Raw genomic sequence first — 18,469 nt, forward strand, 5'->3', positions numbered from 1 at the left:
TTGATTTTAAAGTTGGAAATTGCATAGATTAAAAATTTACATTTAGTCCAAACAAAAAAGTTCGAGCCGAAGGATAACCATTCCAATCTATCCTAAAATTGGCACTTCCATTTGGATTCAACGCCGGATCAAATCCATTGTAATTCGAAAAAGTGTAAAGATTTATTCCTGACAAATAAATTTCAACGCCGTTAATTCCTATATTGATTTTATCCATAGGCAAATTATAACTTAGCTTAACTGATTGGATTTTCACATAGGACGCATCTACTACGGTGCGGGAGTTGACTCCTTGAGCATGTTGTTCAGTATTTAAATAAGATGGTTGATCGTTAGTGGGGTTTTCAGGAGTCCATCGATTTAGGAAAGGTTCTGCCAATCTGTTCACTCGCACTCCTGATCTAGGCCAATATTGCTCTAATAAATTTCCGTTAATCATACTTACCCCTTCTACTCCTTTTATAAAAACATTAAGACTCAAATCTTTAAATCGGAAAGTATTTCCCAATCCCCACATAAAGTCAGGAAATGAGTTGCCTAATACTACCCGGTCATCACCATCGATTGTACCATCACTATTAACATCTTTAAATTTAAAGTCTCCGGGTTTAACTGCATTGGTAACAGATGAAAAGTCATCTTCGGTTTGCCAAATTCCTTCTACCTCATAACCGTAAAATGATTTAAGCGGCAAACCAGGTTGTATTATACTAATATTACCAGCAGCAGCACTGAAACTTCCAGACAAGATCTGTGTAATCCCTCCCAAATCTTCTACCTTATTATTTAAAGTAGATAAATTTAAATTGGTATTCCAACTAAAATCATTCTTGCTGATGTTATACGAATTCAAACTAAATTCAAAACCACTGTTCTCCATACTCCCAATATTTACTAACCTGCTAGAATAACCACTAGAAGTAGGAATCGGCAAACTCAACAACATATCGGTAGTATTTTTTTGGTACCATTCAATCGTACCAGACAACTTACCTTCTAAAAAGCTAAAATCCAGTCCAATATCAATTTGCTCGGTAGTTTCCCATTTCAAATCTGGATTCGCTAGCCTCGAAGGTCGCAATGTTGTTATAAATTGATTATTTAATACATATGTCGCTCCTTTATTAAAGGTCGTTAATGACCTATTATTCCCAATTTCTTGATTTCCAGTTTTACCCCAACTTGCTCGCAATTTTAATTGACTTAATGCTTTCCAATCAATAAAATTTTCTCGATCAATCAACCAACCCAATGAAAAAGAGGGGAAGTATCCAAAACGATTACCTGATCCAAACTTACTTGACCCATCTGCTCGATAAGAGGCAGTCACCAAATATTTATCCAAATACTTGTAATTCACTCGACCTAAATATGACAATAACTTATTATTAGCCTTAAAACTATTATTTACTAAAGTATTTCGATCGGCAAGGCCAAAATTAGTAGCACCAGTCGCATCAGTAATAAAATTATTTGCTTGTTGCGAAGATGTATTTTCAGCAAATTTTTGTGTCGTTACTCCAGCTACTGCATTAAAACTATGGTCGTCAAAAACTTGATTGTAATTCAATGTTCCTTCTACTAAGTAATTTGATTGAGTGCCAGAATAGTTTGTAGCTACACCTCCCAATGATTTTCCTATTATTGTCGTTCGATCTTTGTAAATAGTTTTATCTTCATTATTTACGTCTCCTCCGGCTCTTACTTTTACACCCAAATTCGATAGGATCATATATTCAAAAAAAACGGTTCCTAAATACCTATATCTATTACCGTTCATATGATTTCCTTGTATGATGGCTCGTGGATTGTCAATATCCATAAACTCAGTTAATACATAATTTCCTTCTGCATCATAAATAGGAAGAGTTGGATCATATAGTTTTGCAGCATTAATCGCTCCGCCTCTAAGATTGACATCAAATCCTTGCGGAACAAAAACATCATTAATATAACTTGTTGTAGCACTGATCCCAAATTTAATTTTTTCAGTATTATGATTTAAATTAAATCGAGCACCATAACGATTAAACGAAGTCCTTTCTACTAAGCCTTCTTCTTGTGTATTATTTACAGATACCAAATAACTAGTATTAGTATTTCCCCATCCAAAGCTTAAATTATGCTTTTGTAACATCGCACTACTCCTAAATACCTCGTCCTGCCAATTTGTATTATTTCCTGTATTACCAGTTACTTTTTCAGCTTCACTCCCAACTCCAGCGTCAATCAAGCTATTTATTCCTGACCTATATTGATCTGCATTCAACAAATCTAAAGTATTATGGGGTTGACTCGTACCTAAATGTCCGCTATAATTTATATTCAAATCAGAATTTCCTCCATTTTTTGTTGTTATTAAAATTACTCCATTAGCACCCCTGGCTCCATAAATGGCAGCAGCCGATGCATCTTTTAAAATTTCAATTGACTGAATATCTGATGGATTTAAAAACCCAATAGGATTTCTTGGAGATCGCGTGCTAGCAACTTGATTACCTGTTCCTCCTATTAGTACAGAATTTTCGATTGGCAAACCATCTACAACATATAACGGTGCGCTTCCTGCATTAATTGAACCAACCCCTCTAATATCAATTGACATCCCGCCTCCTGGTTCTCCACTATTTTGCACAACTTGAACACCAGCCGCTTTCCCTTCAATTAGTTGTTCTACAGACGAGTTACTAGATTGATTAAAAGACTCCTCACTGATTTGAGCCACCGATCCAGTAAGATCTCTTTTTTTCTGTGTACCATACCCAACTACCACAACTTCATCCAAGGTCTGGGAATCCTCAATTAACGTAACATCTATGTTGGATCTCCCATTAATTGCTACTTCTTGAGTTTGATAACCTATGTAGGAAAAAACTAAAGTAGCATTTTCATTTATATCCTCTAATGAAAAATTTCCTTCAAAGTCTGTAGATGCTCCCTGATTTTTACCTTTTACTATTACATTAACCCCGATTAAGGGTTCTCCTTTTTGATCTTTAACGGTTCCAGAAACATTAATCACCATTCGATGCTTTTTGAGATAAACCTCGCTTAGCTCCTGACTACTATTTATCCTTGCTGCTACTGGGAGCACTCTAGATTCCTTCTTTTGCACTATTATTTTTTCTAAAACTCCAATCATATTTTGAAGGGATTCCATACCTTGTTCATCGTCCTGATATATAATTACATATTTCATTTCAAGGGTTACATACTTCAGTTTCGTCTCTTTTAATACATTTTTAAGGGCTTCATCAACATTTGCATATTCTTCTGGATCGTATTCACCTACTTTGACATTTTCTACTATCTCTCGATCGTACGTAAAATGAACGTTATATCGATTACTAATATCCCGAATGACTTGCAATAAACCTTGATCTTGAATATTTAGAGCCATATCTGTTGCTCCCAAAGGGATAAAAACCACGAGAGTTATTAACCCCAATAGAATTCGTTGTAATTTATTTTTCATTATTTCCAGTTTTTATTTTTATTTCACAACAATCGTATTCTCTACTTCGGTAAATTCTGCATTCAATGATATTTCCAATGCCTTCTTGATCAAATCCCAATTGGAATAGGGCAATGATAAATCCATCCTCTTTTCCAATAGTTCAGAGTTTTCAATAGAAAAATCAACGCCATACAACTCCTCAAACCTATCCAGAATTTGCGGAACATATTTATTTTCAAATTCCAACATTCCCTCCACCCAGGAAGCAGTATTCGACAAAGATTTAGACTCCTCTTTATGAATCTTCCGGGTATCAGTCTTATATACTATATGATTTCCAGGTTCCATTGTAACATTCATGCCTTCCTGGTCACTAATCTCTAGATCTACCTTTCCGGAATTCAAAAACACATCTACTTCTCCGCCTCTGTCACGAACGTTGAAAGTAGTTCCCGTCACATTTACCTTTACTTGGTTCGCATCGACCACAAATTTCATGTTATCTTGAAAATGCTTAACATCAAAAAAAGCTTCTCCTGAAATTTTTACTTCTCTCACCTTATTGTACTTCCAATTCTCATCCCACAATAGTCGGGAGTTGGCATTTAAAAGCACCTCACTACCATCTGGCAATCCAATACTTTTCGTCTCTCCAAATGCGGTTTGATACTCTATGTACTTAGGGTTTTGATACTTCAGATTTGATTGAAAAATGTTAAACATTACCAGCATAATGGCTATTGCCGCTGCAGCACTTACTATTTTATATAAACTTCTCCGCTTCTTCTTTGCTCGCTTCTCATCCATAATCTTAGATAAAATTTGATTGGAGGGTTGCCAATCCTCCAATGTCAAATGTTCTATCTGACTTTCTACTTCATTTTCTTGTAATGACTTGAGAAATTCCTGGTATTCCGATTTACTTAGATCATCAGATCTATATTTATTCAATAAATTGTTGAATCGGTTTTTTATTTGATTTCTATTATCCACGTTCTATTTTTCGTTTTAAGGTAAAAGTGTATTCATTTTGCACTATTATCTAATTTACTTTTCCTTTCATCCTTCATAATTATTGACGGATACCTTAAGAATTAGGACTAGTTAATTTTGAATTATTTTTTTATTTTGAAATATTAAGTATTTAAAATACCTTTAGGGGGCACATATTATCTAATTATAAAACCTTCTTCCACAGAATATATTTACTAATACAACAGTGTGAAGATGGATCATATGTATAAAGAGTATAGAGACTTTCTCTATACATTTTTTGTAAAACACGTCAAAATCAAATCTCTCGCAGAAGATTTTGCACAGGATGTTTTTATCAAGTTTTGGAATAAAAAGGATCAAATTGATTCTGTAAAAAATATGGATGCCTGGCTATACACCCTTGCCAAGAATCACTTAAACGACCATTACCGTCGATTAGCTACCGAAAAAAAATACCAGGAAGCAGTTTGGAATGAAATGGAGAGACACTCTAATTCCGTCATCAAAGAAATTTATAAAAAGGAATTGGAGGAAGAAATTGCTGCCCTTGTGGACACCTTACCTCCCCGACAAAAAGAAATCTATATTTTAAGTAGAAAAGGAGGGTTATCCCTCGATGAAATTGCAGACAAACTCAATATTTCCCCTAATACTGCTAAAAATCATCTCGTGCAGGCCTTAAAAGTCCTGAGAAGTGGCTTAAGACCAATGTATATGATTTGGATATTGGGAGATTTAGGACACCATACTTTTGAGGTTTTAGAATATTTGGGATCTTAACAAACACAATTTTGAAAATCTTCATACCATTCTGTATAAACGGATTAAGAATTAATACGTCACTGATAAACCTACGGATCTGTCTGAGACAATTGATTTAATTGTCAAATCTCCTTCCTTTTAAGGATCTATATACTACAATTTATAATTATCATGGATTCGATAAATTTTCAGAGTGTAAGGCTCTTGAGAATAGGGAGTTCCTGACATCAGGAGCAAATACATAGTGGTATAGAATATTTTAGAGTACCTTTTGCAAGAAGTCCCTGTTTCCAAGTAATAATTCTGTAATCCCAATTCTCAAACCTTGATCGAAAAGGTTAATCTACTGCGTTCCCTCTCTTTGATTTACCGGGATAAAGCTTCAGAAAACTGCAACCGAACAAAGGGGGCAGTCTTGCTTATTCTCCTTCCACTACCATTGAACCGTAATTGTGCGTCGAGCTCCATTAGTAATGTGTAATATAATATAGCATAAAAAGAGGAAGTAATTCCCCCTACTGACCAAAGAAGCTACATCGTCCTCCTCGTCACTTTTTCCTAAATTTTTTAATTCTGTGGAAAGTAAGAAAATTGGCATCGTGGTTATTATGAGCCCCTCCCAATCCATCGTCATAGGCAGTTCTAGACACATAAACAATATCATTCCCTTCAAACTGCCAATCAATATATTGAAATCCATGATATTTCATTTCTTCATGATGTAGCAAAATAAGATTTACTTCCCATTCAACAAGATCTTTTGAAGACATCAAAGCTTATGTATTTCTTACCTTAGCAGGGTTCATTTTCAGATTGTCTTTCTTTATATCATCAGGAATGTAATTACCAATCATCCAATATTTCTCTGATTTATTATCGTATCGAACAGTAAATTTCTTTGCCCCACCCGGAAATGATCTAAAGCCAGTACCAGGATCAAAACTTGCCGTTCTGCCATCTGAGGATATTTTGACGAAAGCCGCTTTTTCTTCCATTGTTGTTTTATCATCTACTCGTAAAATATTCCACATTTGTCCCTTACGGTCAACCACCGCATTTCCTTCTATCCAAGCATTGAAATTCCCATTTAAATATGTTGAATCCCGGTATAAAATATTACTAAATATCCAATTGTCGGCATCTAATAAATCAGCCTCGACAGGAATAGACATCATAAAGTTCCCATATCTCTTCCCCCATTGTTTTGGGGTCCCCATGGCACTTTCCATAGCTCTCCACAATCGTCCATTATGTATCAATATGGGGCCCGGAGCACAATGAAATTCTCCAGTCAATAGCAATCCGTTCTTTTTATCTGTCGGATGCGTCCAGGTTCTTCCTCCATCTGTTGATTTACGCAATAAAGTATTTCCATGATGTTTATTGGTGCCTAAAAAAAATAAATCTCCGTGATGAACAAAAAGTTTGGACCAAAATGCATCCTTTATTTCTGCTATTTGGATCCAGGATCGACCTTTGTTCCCTGATACATAAATTCTTGAAGTTGCACTTTCATGCTCATTAGATTCCGGTCCAAAAAAATCATGAGAGGCCACATAATTTCCATTTGGTAAAATAGCTATACTGGGTGAACCGATGTACTTCCCGGAAAATTGGGGACTGTGAGCCACTACCGTTCCGGGAACCATTGATATATCCAATTTTTGCCCATTTACAAAATTGCAAACGATCAGACTAAAAAAATAAAGTAACCACTTACTATGCATATCTTATTTTTGTATTTCTTACTAATTATTAACAGTGTGGAGGATAGGATTTATTTCGTGGATCCATTTATTGAATTTACCACTCAATTCTATTATTTTTTCTGGCATTTTGGTGGACAAATCCAATTGCTCACCAGGATCTGTTTTAATATTGTATAATTCATATTTCCTTGGATCAAAAAATTCAATATACTTGTAATCACCTGAGATTATTGCCCCACCAGGCGAATTGCCCTGGGGAGCATAATGAGGATAATACCAAAACATTTCTCGATCCCCCATCCCTTTTCGCATTGATGGTCCATTAAACTGACTTACCAGGGACTCCCCATCTATATTTATATTGTCCGCTAATTCAGCCCCAACAATATCTGCAATAGTAGGAAATATATCTTCAGTCCGGGTTCTAATTTCATTTATACTATTGGGAGGAATTTGATTTGGCCATTTCATGATAAAGGGAACTCGCAGTCCACCCTCATACAAATGCCCTTTGCCTTCCCTATAGGGGCTCATATCTGAAGTAGCTTTAACGGCACCATTATCAGAAGCAAAAATCACAATAGTATTCTCGGTTATACCCACATTATCCAATTTATCGATTAATCGCCCTATGTTTTGATCCAATTGATCTACCATAGCAGCATACACCGGATCAATAGCAGGATTTTTGTCACTGGTTAATGGTTTATCCCTATATTTATTTATAAGCTCTTTCGGAGCTTGTAGAGGGGTGTGAACTGCATAAAACGGCAGGTAAATCAAAAAAGGGTTGTCTTTGTTTCGATCAATAAAATCAATCGCTTCATCTGTTAGCCTGTCAGATAAATATTCACCCACTTCCCCACCTGATAAAGTGGGTATATTGGGATTCCACTTTTTATTGGCATCTTCATAAGGGAAAAAATGTGAAGGGGGACTTCCATGAGTCCAACCCGCTATATTTTCATCAAAGCCCATATCCCTGGGCCAAAAACCCTTGGGTCCAACATGCCACTTTCCAATACTAATAGTACGATACCCCAACTTTGTTACCAATTCAGGTATAATAACTTCTTCCAATGGTATAAACATAAGATCCCTGGGAGGAACAATTAAACTGTTCTCAGGATGCCGATGTCTACCAATAGCAGTAATATGTCCCGTAAAATGTACCCTCGCCGGATTCTTTCCTGTCAGAAAAGCAGCCCTGGAGGGTGAACATACAGGAGCTGCAGAGTAAGCATTTAACCATTTCATACCCTGGTTCGCCAATTGATCAATATGAGGGGTCTCGATAAACGTATTTCCATACGTGCCCAAATCTGTTTTTCCTAAATCATCTACCATTATTATTAAAAAATTAGGCGGAGACTGTGAGGATAAAGGAATTTTGATCAATAGATATAACACTAAACTACAAAGGGAATTAATTTTCATTATGAACACAAAATTAAAATTTCTACACTACAGAATATAAATCCAATACATAATAATTTTAAATATTTTTCAAAACAACAAATTCGCTTGCACCGTTCCACTGTGCACAACCGTCCCATCGCCAATCTTTCTTCCGTTATACCGAAGCGTAATGACCAGATTATTAGGTAAACGCCGCTGAATGTTCGCTTCCCATATCAGGTTTTGACCATCCCGCAATCCATCTAACATGACCTGCTCCAATGACAGATTAACCTCCTCATAATCATATTTTACTCTTGAATAATCAAAGGATGATTGAAAAGACCATTTCAGATCAGGACGAAATTGCCAGGAAAGTTTATTTTTCCAGGTATTTGATTTTTCTTCGCCGGATTCCGCATTAGCGATTATAATTCCGTTTTCTAATTCCAGTTGCATCTTACTACCTACCAACCATCGAAAGGTGTTCCCCAGGTCCCAAAAACCAATTTCAAAATTGCGTTCTGTAAAGTTTTCTGCTCGCTGGGCAACTAATCGCCTGTTTACTTCTATTAAAGTATTCACAGCTGTAGAAAACCCAATAGTGGTTTTTGAAAATATGTCCTTACTGGAATATTTCTCAAATCCCGAATTCAAAAAACTTTTTTGATTGCGGATCCAGTATCCAAAATGTTGTTGAAATTTTCTACCGGTTCGATTAAAATATACATTACTCAACACATTGACTTGTGAGGTAATCAATGAGGAATCCGGTATATCAAAAACTCGAATTCGATTACCTTTTTGTTGCTTATTTTCAATTCTAAAACTATTTTCTGTTGCCCATTTTGACCAAAATTGATGATCCGAAATATCTTCCGTACGAAAATTAAGAGACCAACGAAAATTGTAATTAAATGTCGATATCAGTTCATTCTGCACAACATTCACTCTAATATAATTACGCTCATCCGGGTAAAGAGCCGGAAAAAATTCATTTAGTTGCTGAATCGAATCATTATTCAAATCCACAAATTTATATTGCCCATTACCGGTCTCGACCTTTAGGTATTGAAAACTTCTACGCGGTTCCTTTCCATTTCCCAGGCTCAATTCCCCAGTAGATTGCAGTCCTGTGTTTTCAGGATTTTGCGAAAACTGCAATTGTCCAAGGATATTCCACCCTCTTTTCTCTTCAAGACTTCTCTCTCCCGAATCAATAATTTTTAAATGACGTAAAGTCCCCAATAATTTAAAATAATTGCGTTCACCATTTTGTAAAGTAGTGGAAAGAGATATATCATCAGTATTAAAAGATTCACGAAAACCATCGTTTCCATTTAAATAATCAATTCTATGAGAATACGTTATTTCATTATTATTATCCCATTTAGATTTGAGATAAAACCGATCGAATCGTATCGAAGAGGCAGTCAACGTGTCTGCTATCTGGTTATTAACTGCATTGTATTCACCCTCATATCCCCCCTCAACCCCCCAGTTTCCCATCCCAGGTTTCCATCCCATTCGGAAATAAGGTCTTGAGAATACCGATTTATTCAATGTACTTTCACTTAAAAGCAAGCTCTCTGAAAAAAAGAAAGTAAAACTCCCCGGTGTCCAGGTCAACTCCCCAAGATGTTTCCAACCATTATATTGTCCCCCACCTGTAGAGAAATAATCTAACTCGTAATTACTATTTAATATAGGTGCTGAATATTTAGCTGATAAATGTATTAATGTTTCATTGGCTGTCCCTTCTTCTATTGAAAAATTCCAGTTCCGTTGGAATTCCACCGGTCGATATGGAGATACAGGGTTAAAGTACAAACTCTTCCATTCATATATTCCTTCGATCCTTACTTCCTTATTTCCGGCAGAATCCACCTGTTTTCCAATCGAAAAGCCACTAGCCTGCGCCAAACCAAAATCATCACCACTGCCAATGTCTGAAAATCGATTTAAATCTTCCCTGGTAAGTGACCATTCAGAAAAGATGTAATTACCTGTACCCCAATTTTTCTTGGTCCTTAAAGCATACATTTGTGTTAATTGGGGTGCTTGTAGATTTGTTGTAGGGGCATAATCACCATTGGGTGTTCCATCTGGATTAGGTTCAACCCAAACAAAACGTTCTCCATTTGTTAATTCGTTCGATTTGACATAGTTTCCGACTCCTGTGCCTACAAATGAAAAGCTGGCAGTATACAGCGGCGCATTACCTGATTTGGCCGTCACTAAAACATCATTATACCCCAATGAATCGATAATATGATATAATACTACTCCTTCTTCAAAAGGTTCTTCCCAGGGAACAATTGAAGAGCCTTTTAACATCTCTACATGATCTCCTGCCTCAGCAAGTATTGCTTCATTCTCGGGCGTCAGGATATCGTTTTGAAAGGAGTTTTTCCCATCCTGTTCGCTGTAAAAATCAACCCCTAATTCCCATCCATTCTTTTTCCATTCAGTATGCCCTGTCAAGACACTCCTGAGATAGTTTTGCTCAGCGTATTCGTATTCAACAATCACGCGACTTCTGGCACTAATATATATCTTCGGACTAAATGTCACTTCTCCGAGATTATAATCAATAGTATAGTCATTTAATTGTCCCCGTGTCAAAAGCTTTCCATCTACATACACTCTCTCCGTTCCTGCCAGCACAACTGCAAATAAAGAATTATTTCTTGAAGTAAGTCTGTACGGTCCCTGGATACCTTCCTCTACTTCCAGAGTAATCCGCTGGAACTTCCCTTTAGATGTTGAAAAATTAGCCTCGGAATACTGCTCCCAACCATTATCCAATTTGCCATTATAACTCGCAAAAACTCCTTTGGTTTTCTTATAATACTTCATGAAATAATGGTTGGGGTTTCGGATTTCATGATCTCCAGCCACCATTCTCATTCCTTTCTTCCGTAATTGAATAAACACACGATCAAATTCCTGAATTTGGAGGGAGTTGCCGTCGGGCTGAAGGGGGATGCTGTTATCTGACAAGCTTCCCAGAACTTCTACATCATTAGGTAATGTTCCTTTTAGTTGCAGATCAAAATTACTATTTAAAGTTGCATTTTGGGTATTCCCGATACTGATTCCACGTCCAAACTGCCCGGTATAGGTAATATCAGACCACTCAGGGAAAGCTGAGGATGAACGCAAATCCGTAGGAATACTCCGGATTAAATAATCACTTTTGATCTGGGTGGTATCCAACCAGGTCAATGTATTATTTAGCGTATCTGGTAAAATATATTTTCTCACTTCTATTTTGGCACCAAAATATATCGAATCCTGAAGTACAACAGTCGTACTATCTCTATAAATATATTTGCTCCTATCGATTATTTTTCCATCAGGTAGAGAGTACAATGAAATATTAAACTGGGATGAAAAATTTGATCTTAATATAAAAACAGAATCTGCAGAAGTTAAAGTATCCATTTGAATCAGTCCTGAATAGGGATTCTGGCTTTGCAATTCACACAGAAAAAACAAAGGAAAAACACCTATAAATACTACAAATTTTAATACTTTAAAACGCGTTTCCATCTCTTATGAGTCCATAACCAATTCGGTGCCTCATTTAATATATTTTTCTCCAGTTTTTCTACATATAATTTGGTGATATTTGATGGAGAAATACTAGTAGGTTCTTTTATTAACGTTTCAAATGTAGCTATATAATGGCCACGGTGAATTTTTTGAATATAAAAATAAAATACAGGGAGATTCAGACGATGGGCCAATGCTCCCATACCCGGAACAAATGGCGTTTCTACATCAAAGAAAGATATCATATGGGATTTTTGCCTATATGGGGTAGATTGATCACTGAGGAAAAGATAAGCTGTTGGTGGACGATCCTTTTTATACATATCTCTGATGACATCACCCATCGGGACCATAATCGTTCCAAATTTTTCTCTCATTTTTTTAAATAACCGATCCATGATAATATTGGACAAAGGTTTATATATACCCACTGAACGCATAGGCAATTGATCCCCTGCAGCAGAAACAGCCCATTCCCAGTTATTAATGTGTGCTCCAGCAATTATTATATCAGAACCATTTTGTATTGATTCCATCATTTCATCATTCAACCGAATTTCAAATTTATCTTTCAATTCTTCTGCTGATATAGATTGTGTCTTTAATGATTCAGCCACCATTTCAAAAAAATGATTCTTAAATTCCTTTTTGATCGAATTCCTTTGAGACAAATTTTTATCGGGAAAAACAATTTCCAAATTTCTATCTATTACTTTTCTTCGATACCCTGCAAGTTCAAAAACAAGAATCTGTACAATTCTTGAAATAAAGTACAACACAGTCATTGGAAGGACGCCCAATAATCTAATAACTACTTTAACCGGCCAATAAGCAATTGATGAGATAATATCCTTACTTCTATCTTTTCCCATATTTGAATTACGCGAAGATCATAAAAAGTGGGGAGATAATGGAATTGAAAAATCATAAATAACGACATGACGCCCCTGTAAGCATACATGTTACCAGGGTTAATCCCGATCCCGACAGTTATTGTCGGGACAAAATATTCTCCCCTTGAATGCTATAGCAATAGCCCAGGTTTGGGGAATACTTAAAAATCCAAAAATGGTTTTTGGCGATTGTCGAATACGTAGAGTAATATTATTTTTGAATCAGTAACTTCATAAACCAATGTAGTTTGCATAGAAAGCACACATCTTCTTTATCTATCCCGAATAGGGAGTTCTTGAAACAAAAGTGGGTTCGTCTTTATCTTTTCGACTACATTGTCCAAATCGTCAAGAAATTGATTGGCATATTATTCACCCCACGACTTTTTAATAATAGTCCATATTGCGAAAAGGGTTTGCCCGTATATCTCGGTATACTCTATTGTTCTGCTAACCACAAAACCGAATTAACCAGCTAAGATTTTACGATGAGATTTAAAGTCGTACAATCGCTTTTCAAGGATATCGGATTCTGCCTGCCGAAGTAATGAAAATTCCTGGTCACTGATTCCCTTACTGAACTCCTGAGCATCATAAACCATATTCATATCTTCCAGTATGGCTTTTATGGCCTCCCACTTTTCCTTACTATCGATATATAATTTTATTTGTGTCATGGGAACCCCAATTTAGCAACCTAATTAATTATGGGGTATTCGTTTTCAAAAAAATCCTGTACTAATTGTTTACCTTTATTCACACATAATAAGTTCGTATTATCACAATATTTTATACTGATTTTGCCCTAAAGCACTTGCACAAAAGATCTCAAATCTTCCAATCGCACTATCTGTCCCCATTCTTCTCCGTATTTATTGTTATCGTTTTGCTGCACTGCCCCTTCCGTACTCCGACCATCTCGAATAATTTTCATTAATTTATTATATAAGCCCAATACCATAGCAGGATGATCAGCATACACATTATTTGTCTCACTGGGATCTGATTCCAGGTTATAAAGTTGAACGATGGGTAAATCTTTTTCCCTGGCTTCTTCTGGTCGGGGATCAGACCAACCTCCCGATCCGGGACAAAGATTCAATTTCCAAACTCCTTCCCGAATGGCAAAACTTCCATTGATAGAAGAATGAATTGTGCTGATTCTTTCAAATTCACCATCCTCTTTCAACAAAGGCAACATACTATAACTATCGACACCTTCATTTTCATTCAGTTTTTGACCAATTATATCTGCACAGGTAGCAAAAAAATCTGTTGTACAAATAGTTTTATCAGAATAAGAATTTTCTTTTACTTTTTTAGGCCACTTAACAATAAAAGGAACCCTGTGCCCCCCTTCAAAAATATCGGCTTTATGTCCCCGGTAAATATAGCTTGGATCGTGGCCTTTCTCCTCCAACACCTCGAATTTTGCCATAGGAGAACATCCATTATCTGATGTAAAAACAACCATCGTATTATCTTCAATCCCTAATTCTTCCAGGGAAGAAAGTAACTGCCCCATATAATAATCAATCATCATTACAAAATCACCATAGGGATTAAGTCCGCTTTTGCCCTTCCATTCTTCCAAAGGCAATATAGGTGTATGCGGTGAAGGTAAAGCCAAATACAGAAAAAACGGATTTTCAGTTTTTGATTGCTCCTTGACAAAATCAATAGATTTTTCAAAAAAGGTTGGCGTAACCTGTTCCATATCAAAATCCGGAGCAATTCGACCTTTGCGATAAAAACGATACGACGATTCACCTTCAATACTGTCGGTGGGGATCGCAGTCACCTTATCATTTTCAAGATAAACATAAGGTTCCATATCCAAAGATGCTACATGACCAAAAGTATAGTCAAATCCAATATCGTTGGGGTTGTGTTCGACAGGCTTTGAAAAATCAATCTCCCCATCTTCATCCCTGCCCCAATTCCAGCCAAGATGCCATTTTCCAATAAATGCAGAATAGTAATCAGCATTTTTTAATAGCTTGGGAATGGTTGTCCTGTCCTGCTTTATAAGTGCATCATCTTCACCGTACAAAACACCACTTTTTATTCCCGATCTCCAATTATACCTTCCTGTCAAAATACCGTAGCGAGTAGGTGTGCAAACAGATGATGAAGTATGTGCATCCGTAAACATCATCCCTTCGTTTGCCATCTGATCAAGGTAAGGAGTTTTAATCATACATTCAGGATTGAAAGCACCTACATCGCCAATTCCCAAGTCATCAGCCAGAACGTATATAATATTGGGATAGGTTTTTGCATCTGTACTTGTGCCGTTATCTCCAGCTGCACAACCTGATACAATCAATACGGCAATAAAGGACTGAAATAAAAGATATTTGAATTCTAACATCGAACAGTTTTTTATTCAAAAATTACATTTACGACATAATATGCAAAAAATTCTTCTCTATTTCATTTATCTCATTTACTTTCAAAACCGAAAATTCGCTCTTTCGTGCCCGCTTGGACAGTTTGCCGTCGTTTTGTTCAAGGAAACGCACCAAAAGTGCTACCTGGTCATCGGACATTTCAAAGGCATTATCGATATACGATTTAAACTCTTCATAACGCATTAAATAATTCACTTCTTCCGGAATGATATTTTCTACGGTATCTTTTACACAACGGTACAAAAATTCCGCTTGAGGGGTAGCATCGAAATAGCGATAATAATCTATGGTTTTATTGGTCACTACGACATTGTGATCCGGTGCTTCTTTCCATTCAATAAAATCCAGTAAAGGCACAGAATACCGTTCCAGTACTTTTTTATAATCGATAATCTGGTTCAGGATTGATGCGGACACCGGAAAAATCAACCCCTGTGGAGTGAACTTTTTTCCGGCCAAAACGTGATGTATCAGGTAACGATGAATACGCCCATTGCCATCCACAAAAGGATGAATAAATACAAAACCGAAGGCAATAGAGGCAGCTGCAAGAACTGAGTCCATTTTCTTGTCAGATAATAACAAGCCGTATGCCTCTATCAACCCCCGCATCAATCGGGTTATATCTTCGTGCTTTGCTGAGATGTGATCGGGAATGGGAGAAAAAGTATCCCTGTCACGTTCACCGATAAACCCGCCTTTTTGCCGGTACCCCATATCTATAAACCGGGTATTCTCAATCACGATTTGTTGCAGCCGTTCAAATTCCCGGTGATCCAAGTCTCTCATACCCGCCTGACCTATAGCTTTTCCCCAGCGGGCAGCACGCTTACTCTTGGGACTTTCTCCTTCTATAGTAAATGATGCCTTCGAATCTTGCAAAAGCAAAAATGCCGCAGCGCGTTGAAGAATACTTTTGCGAACCCCGTTCACATACTCTTCGTTCTTTACCGACAAGTCATCGTCTATGTATTTCTCTAATTCCGGCGTTCGTCGGATGAGGGGACAAAAATCAACCGTTCCCGGGAGGTTATTGATAATGCGGTGACGGGAGGAGCGTATTCCTTTCGATAAGGCATATTGTAGTTTTTCATCCAGTAAAAAGACAAAATTACCCATTCCCAAATTAGGAACTGACAATTCCTTTTGCATTAACCACTCATACAAAAACCAAATTTTTCGACTGTATTGTCCGGTCGGTTCTTCGGTTATGAGCTTTATTACATCCTTTTCATTTAAAACTTCAAAAAGTTTTTTAAAGAATAATAAATTAACGCCTTCGTATTTAAATGCAAAAATCAGTTGCTTGTACAGTGTGTCCCCGGGAGCATGACGCGATGTCAACACCTGCCACTGCTGTGTTTGATATTGTCTTTTTCTTGTACTTATCCAAGCAAGTTGATCCGGCATAGGAACATCGAGGTCAAATGCATCAATAAGTGCTCCATATCCGACCAACACACCATCTTCGGGGGCTCTTCTACCGTGAAAAACCGTTACATTAAGTGAAAAACCATTATTTTCCATAGCCTTTAGTGAAAACTAATTTAAACAAAGATAGTGAAAAACCATGATAAAAGGTGAATTGTAATTATTATATGAAATAAAAGTGAATTATAATTACAAATAGTTTTCACACCAAATCCGGTTGCAATCACGCTGGTATAAAATCCGGCAATTGTACGCAAATCACAAAAATTGCACATCAATGATCCAATTATTAAAATAATAAACGCATTCCACGTAATACATTGACAAACAAAGCGGCAGCCACTATATCTACAATCTTTATACTCAATAAAGATTAAAGGTATTTTCATGGAATAATTCGACACCCTCCCCAAATGAGATCACTTTGTGACAATTGAAGGACACAATTTCCATAACAACTTATAAAACGTAACATTTCTACTCCCCCATCACAACCTGAAGGCCTTCACTCCCCGAAGTCCAATCATCAACAAACTTTTTGGAAGCACCTGTTTGCCATAGGTACACCTTTTTCAGAGAAGTTAATTCTTTCAATTTAGACAGACCAACATCAGTCACAGATGTGCCATACAAATTCAATATTTCCAATTTTTGTAAACCGACAATGCTTTCAAGTCCCACGTCGGTAATGGAAGTATTATTGAGATTGAGACTGTAGAGATTTTCCAATTGCCCTATAATGGCCAAATCCTCATCTTCCAGGTCCGAACGGCTCAAATCAAGGTCGATAATATGATCTTTAGCGTTCAATAAGTTCTTAATCCCCCCTTCTTTCAGATTTGATGAGCCTACAGATAATGATAAATAGTTATTATCCTCTGACAGAGTCCCTCCTTTAAAACCGCTCTCAATTATTTGTATAAATTCAGACTCCGGCAAAGAATCAATACTAACAGTTTCATAAAAAGGTCGCGGACGTGCATCCAATCCATACTTCTCTTGCAAAATCGCAGTAATTTCTTCGGGCCGGTCCAAATCAGAAACACTAATTTCAAAAGAGGCACCTCCCTCTATCCACCACTCCAGAATTCTAATTTCATTGTACTCCAACGGATTTCCTTTCGGCGGCATGAATTTAGAATGATCAAAAGGCAAAGTTGTACGCTGAAAAATTCCACTTTCCAAGGGTTTCCCGGGTACCACTGCAATCAATTCATCACCTCCTGTCATTAAACTATCCGGATCAGACATATCAAGTCCACCCTTTGCTTTTGAAGGGTTGTGACAGGATAGACATTTAGCATCTAAAACCGGATGCACTAAATGATTATAGACATTTACCGAATCAGGATTTTCAGGTATTTGGATACTTTTACTTCCATTCAGGTTGCCAAATACAACTTTCAATGGTTTTGGTGCATGTTCGATGAGGTAGTTGGAACCATGAGTTAAATTTCCTCCCAGGTGACCGGTAAAAAATAAAGCTGTCACAAGCATTATTGTATTGGCATGATACACCCGAATCGGGAAATTTAATCTTTCGGACTTTAATAACCAGGCCAAAAACGCCAATAAAGTTACAAATACCCCCATCCACCGGTGCCAATCTACTGAACCATCTGAATATCCACCTCCACCAGCCAACAACCACCCGGTTGCTACTGCCATCAAGCCGGATATACCGCCAAACATATAAGCAAAAGACACTGCTTTCCCCATTTTGGAAGAATCCTTAAAAACAATTGAAGAAATTACATCCAATATCAAGGCCAAGAATAAAAACCCTATTGGCAAATGAACAACCAAGGGGTGAAACCTTCCAACAAATAAATCAAAATTCGATTCCATTCT

12 protein-coding genes are annotated in these 18,469 nt (G+C 36.9%); 1 reads left to right on the top strand and 11 read right to left on the bottom strand.

Going from position 1 to position 18,469, the window contains the following annotated elements; translation table 11 throughout:
- Positions 1-28: 28 nt before the first annotated feature.
- Together LVD47_RS04065 and LVD47_RS04070 are read right to left on the bottom strand one after the other, a co-directional pair.
- A complete protein-coding gene (locus tag LVD47_RS04065) occupies positions 29-3,475 on the bottom strand; it encodes a SusC/RagA family TonB-linked outer membrane protein (protein ID WP_236974269.1) in 3,447 nt (1,148 codons plus the stop codon).
- Positions 3,476-3,493: 18 nt separating this feature from the next.
- Positions 3,494-4,450 (bottom strand): FecR family protein, encoded by a 957-nt coding sequence (locus tag LVD47_RS04070; RefSeq protein WP_236974270.1) that lies wholly within the window; start codon positions 4,448-4,450, stop codon positions 3,494-3,496.
- Positions 4,451-4,684: 234 nt separating this feature from the next.
- On the opposite strand from LVD47_RS04070, the gene LVD47_RS04075 reads away from it, so the two are divergent.
- Positions 4,685-5,233, top strand: coding sequence for an RNA polymerase sigma factor (locus LVD47_RS04075; RefSeq protein WP_236974271.1), 549 nt, complete (start codon positions 4,685-4,687; stop codon positions 5,231-5,233).
- 530 nt (positions 5,234-5,763) lie between these two features.
- On the opposite strand, the gene LVD47_RS04080 is transcribed toward LVD47_RS04075, so the two are convergent.
- The 9 genes from LVD47_RS04080 to LVD47_RS04120 form a co-directional block, all read right to left on the bottom strand.
- Positions 5,764-5,985, bottom strand: a complete 222-nt coding sequence (locus LVD47_RS04080) for a hypothetical protein (RefSeq protein ID WP_236974272.1) — start codon at positions 5,983-5,985, stop codon at positions 5,764-5,766.
- Between the two features lie 6 nt (positions 5,986-5,991).
- The gene (locus tag LVD47_RS04085) at positions 5,992-6,942 is read right to left on the bottom strand and encodes a sialidase family protein (protein WP_236974273.1); all 951 of its coding nucleotides are present in this window, start codon (positions 6,940-6,942) and stop codon (positions 5,992-5,994) included.
- Between the two features lie 21 nt (positions 6,943-6,963).
- The gene (locus LVD47_RS04090; protein WP_255785019.1) at positions 6,964-8,361 is read right to left on the bottom strand and encodes a sulfatase; all 1,398 of its coding nucleotides are present in this window, start codon (positions 8,359-8,361) and stop codon (positions 6,964-6,966) included.
- Positions 8,362-8,430: 69 nt separating this feature from the next.
- Complete coding sequence (locus LVD47_RS04095; protein ID WP_236974275.1) at positions 8,431-11,877, bottom strand: DUF8818 domain-containing protein; 3,447 nt, start codon at positions 11,875-11,877, stop codon at positions 8,431-8,433.
- A complete protein-coding gene (locus tag LVD47_RS04100) occupies positions 11,853-12,752 on the bottom strand; it encodes a lysophospholipid acyltransferase family protein (protein WP_236974276.1) in 900 nt (299 codons plus the stop codon). Before LVD47_RS04100 ends, LVD47_RS04095 begins: the two co-directional genes overlap by 25 nt.
- 488 nt (positions 12,753-13,240) lie before the next feature.
- Positions 13,241-13,450 (bottom strand): hypothetical protein, encoded by a 210-nt coding sequence (locus LVD47_RS04105; protein ID WP_236974277.1) that lies wholly within the window; start codon positions 13,448-13,450, stop codon positions 13,241-13,243.
- A gap of 128 nt (positions 13,451-13,578) precedes the next feature.
- A complete protein-coding gene (locus tag LVD47_RS04110) occupies positions 13,579-15,147 on the bottom strand; it encodes a sulfatase family protein (RefSeq protein ID WP_236974278.1) in 1,569 nt (522 codons plus the stop codon).
- Positions 15,148-15,175: 28 nt separating this feature from the next.
- Positions 15,176-16,714, bottom strand: coding sequence for a Fic family protein (locus LVD47_RS04115; protein ID WP_236974279.1), 1,539 nt, complete (start codon positions 16,712-16,714; stop codon positions 15,176-15,178).
- Positions 16,715-17,095: 381 nt separating this feature from the next.
- On the bottom strand, positions 17,096-18,466 hold the full coding sequence (locus LVD47_RS04120; protein WP_236974280.1) for a c-type cytochrome domain-containing protein: 1,371 nt from the start codon (positions 18,464-18,466) through the stop codon (positions 17,096-17,098).
- Between the last annotated feature and the right edge of the window lie 3 nt (positions 18,467-18,469).

This window comes from Membranihabitans maritimus, from assembly GCF_021729145.1.
GTDB lineage: Bacteria > Bacteroidota > Bacteroidia > Chitinophagales > Saprospiraceae > Membranihabitans > Membranihabitans maritimus.

Excerpts from the sequence above, each read along its gene's own strand:
- LVD47_RS04065 (WP_236974269.1), bottom strand. The coding sequence starts at position 3,475 with ATGAAAAATAAATTACAACGAATTCTATTGGGGTTAATAACTCTCGTG.
- LVD47_RS04075 (WP_236974271.1), top strand. The coding sequence starts at position 4,685 with ATGGATCATATGTATAAAGAGTATAGAGACTTTCTCTATACATTTTTT.
- LVD47_RS04080 (WP_236974272.1), bottom strand. The coding sequence starts at position 5,985 with ATGTCTTCAAAAGATCTTGTTGAATGGGAAGTAAATCTTATTTTGCTA.
- LVD47_RS04085 (WP_236974273.1), bottom strand. The coding sequence starts at position 6,942 with ATGCATAGTAAGTGGTTACTTTATTTTTTTAGTCTGATCGTTTGCAAT.
- LVD47_RS04090 (WP_255785019.1), bottom strand. The coding sequence starts at position 8,361 with ATGAAAATTAATTCCCTTTGTAGTTTAGTGTTATATCTATTGATCAAA.
- LVD47_RS04095 (WP_236974275.1), bottom strand. The coding sequence starts at position 11,877 with ATGGAAACGCGTTTTAAAGTATTAAAATTTGTAGTATTTATAGGTGTT.
- LVD47_RS04100 (WP_236974276.1), bottom strand. The coding sequence starts at position 12,752 with ATGGGAAAAGATAGAAGTAAGGATATTATCTCATCAATTGCTTATTGG.
- LVD47_RS04105 (WP_236974277.1), bottom strand. The coding sequence starts at position 13,450 with ATGACACAAATAAAATTATATATCGATAGTAAGGAAAAGTGGGAGGCC.
- LVD47_RS04110 (WP_236974278.1), bottom strand. The coding sequence starts at position 15,147 with ATGTTAGAATTCAAATATCTTTTATTTCAGTCCTTTATTGCCGTATTG.
- LVD47_RS04115 (WP_236974279.1), bottom strand. The coding sequence starts at position 16,714 with ATGGAAAATAATGGTTTTTCACTTAATGTAACGGTTTTTCACGGTAGA.
- LVD47_RS04120 (WP_236974280.1), bottom strand. The coding sequence starts at position 18,466 with ATGGAATCGAATTTTGATTTATTTGTTGGAAGGTTTCACCCCTTGGTT.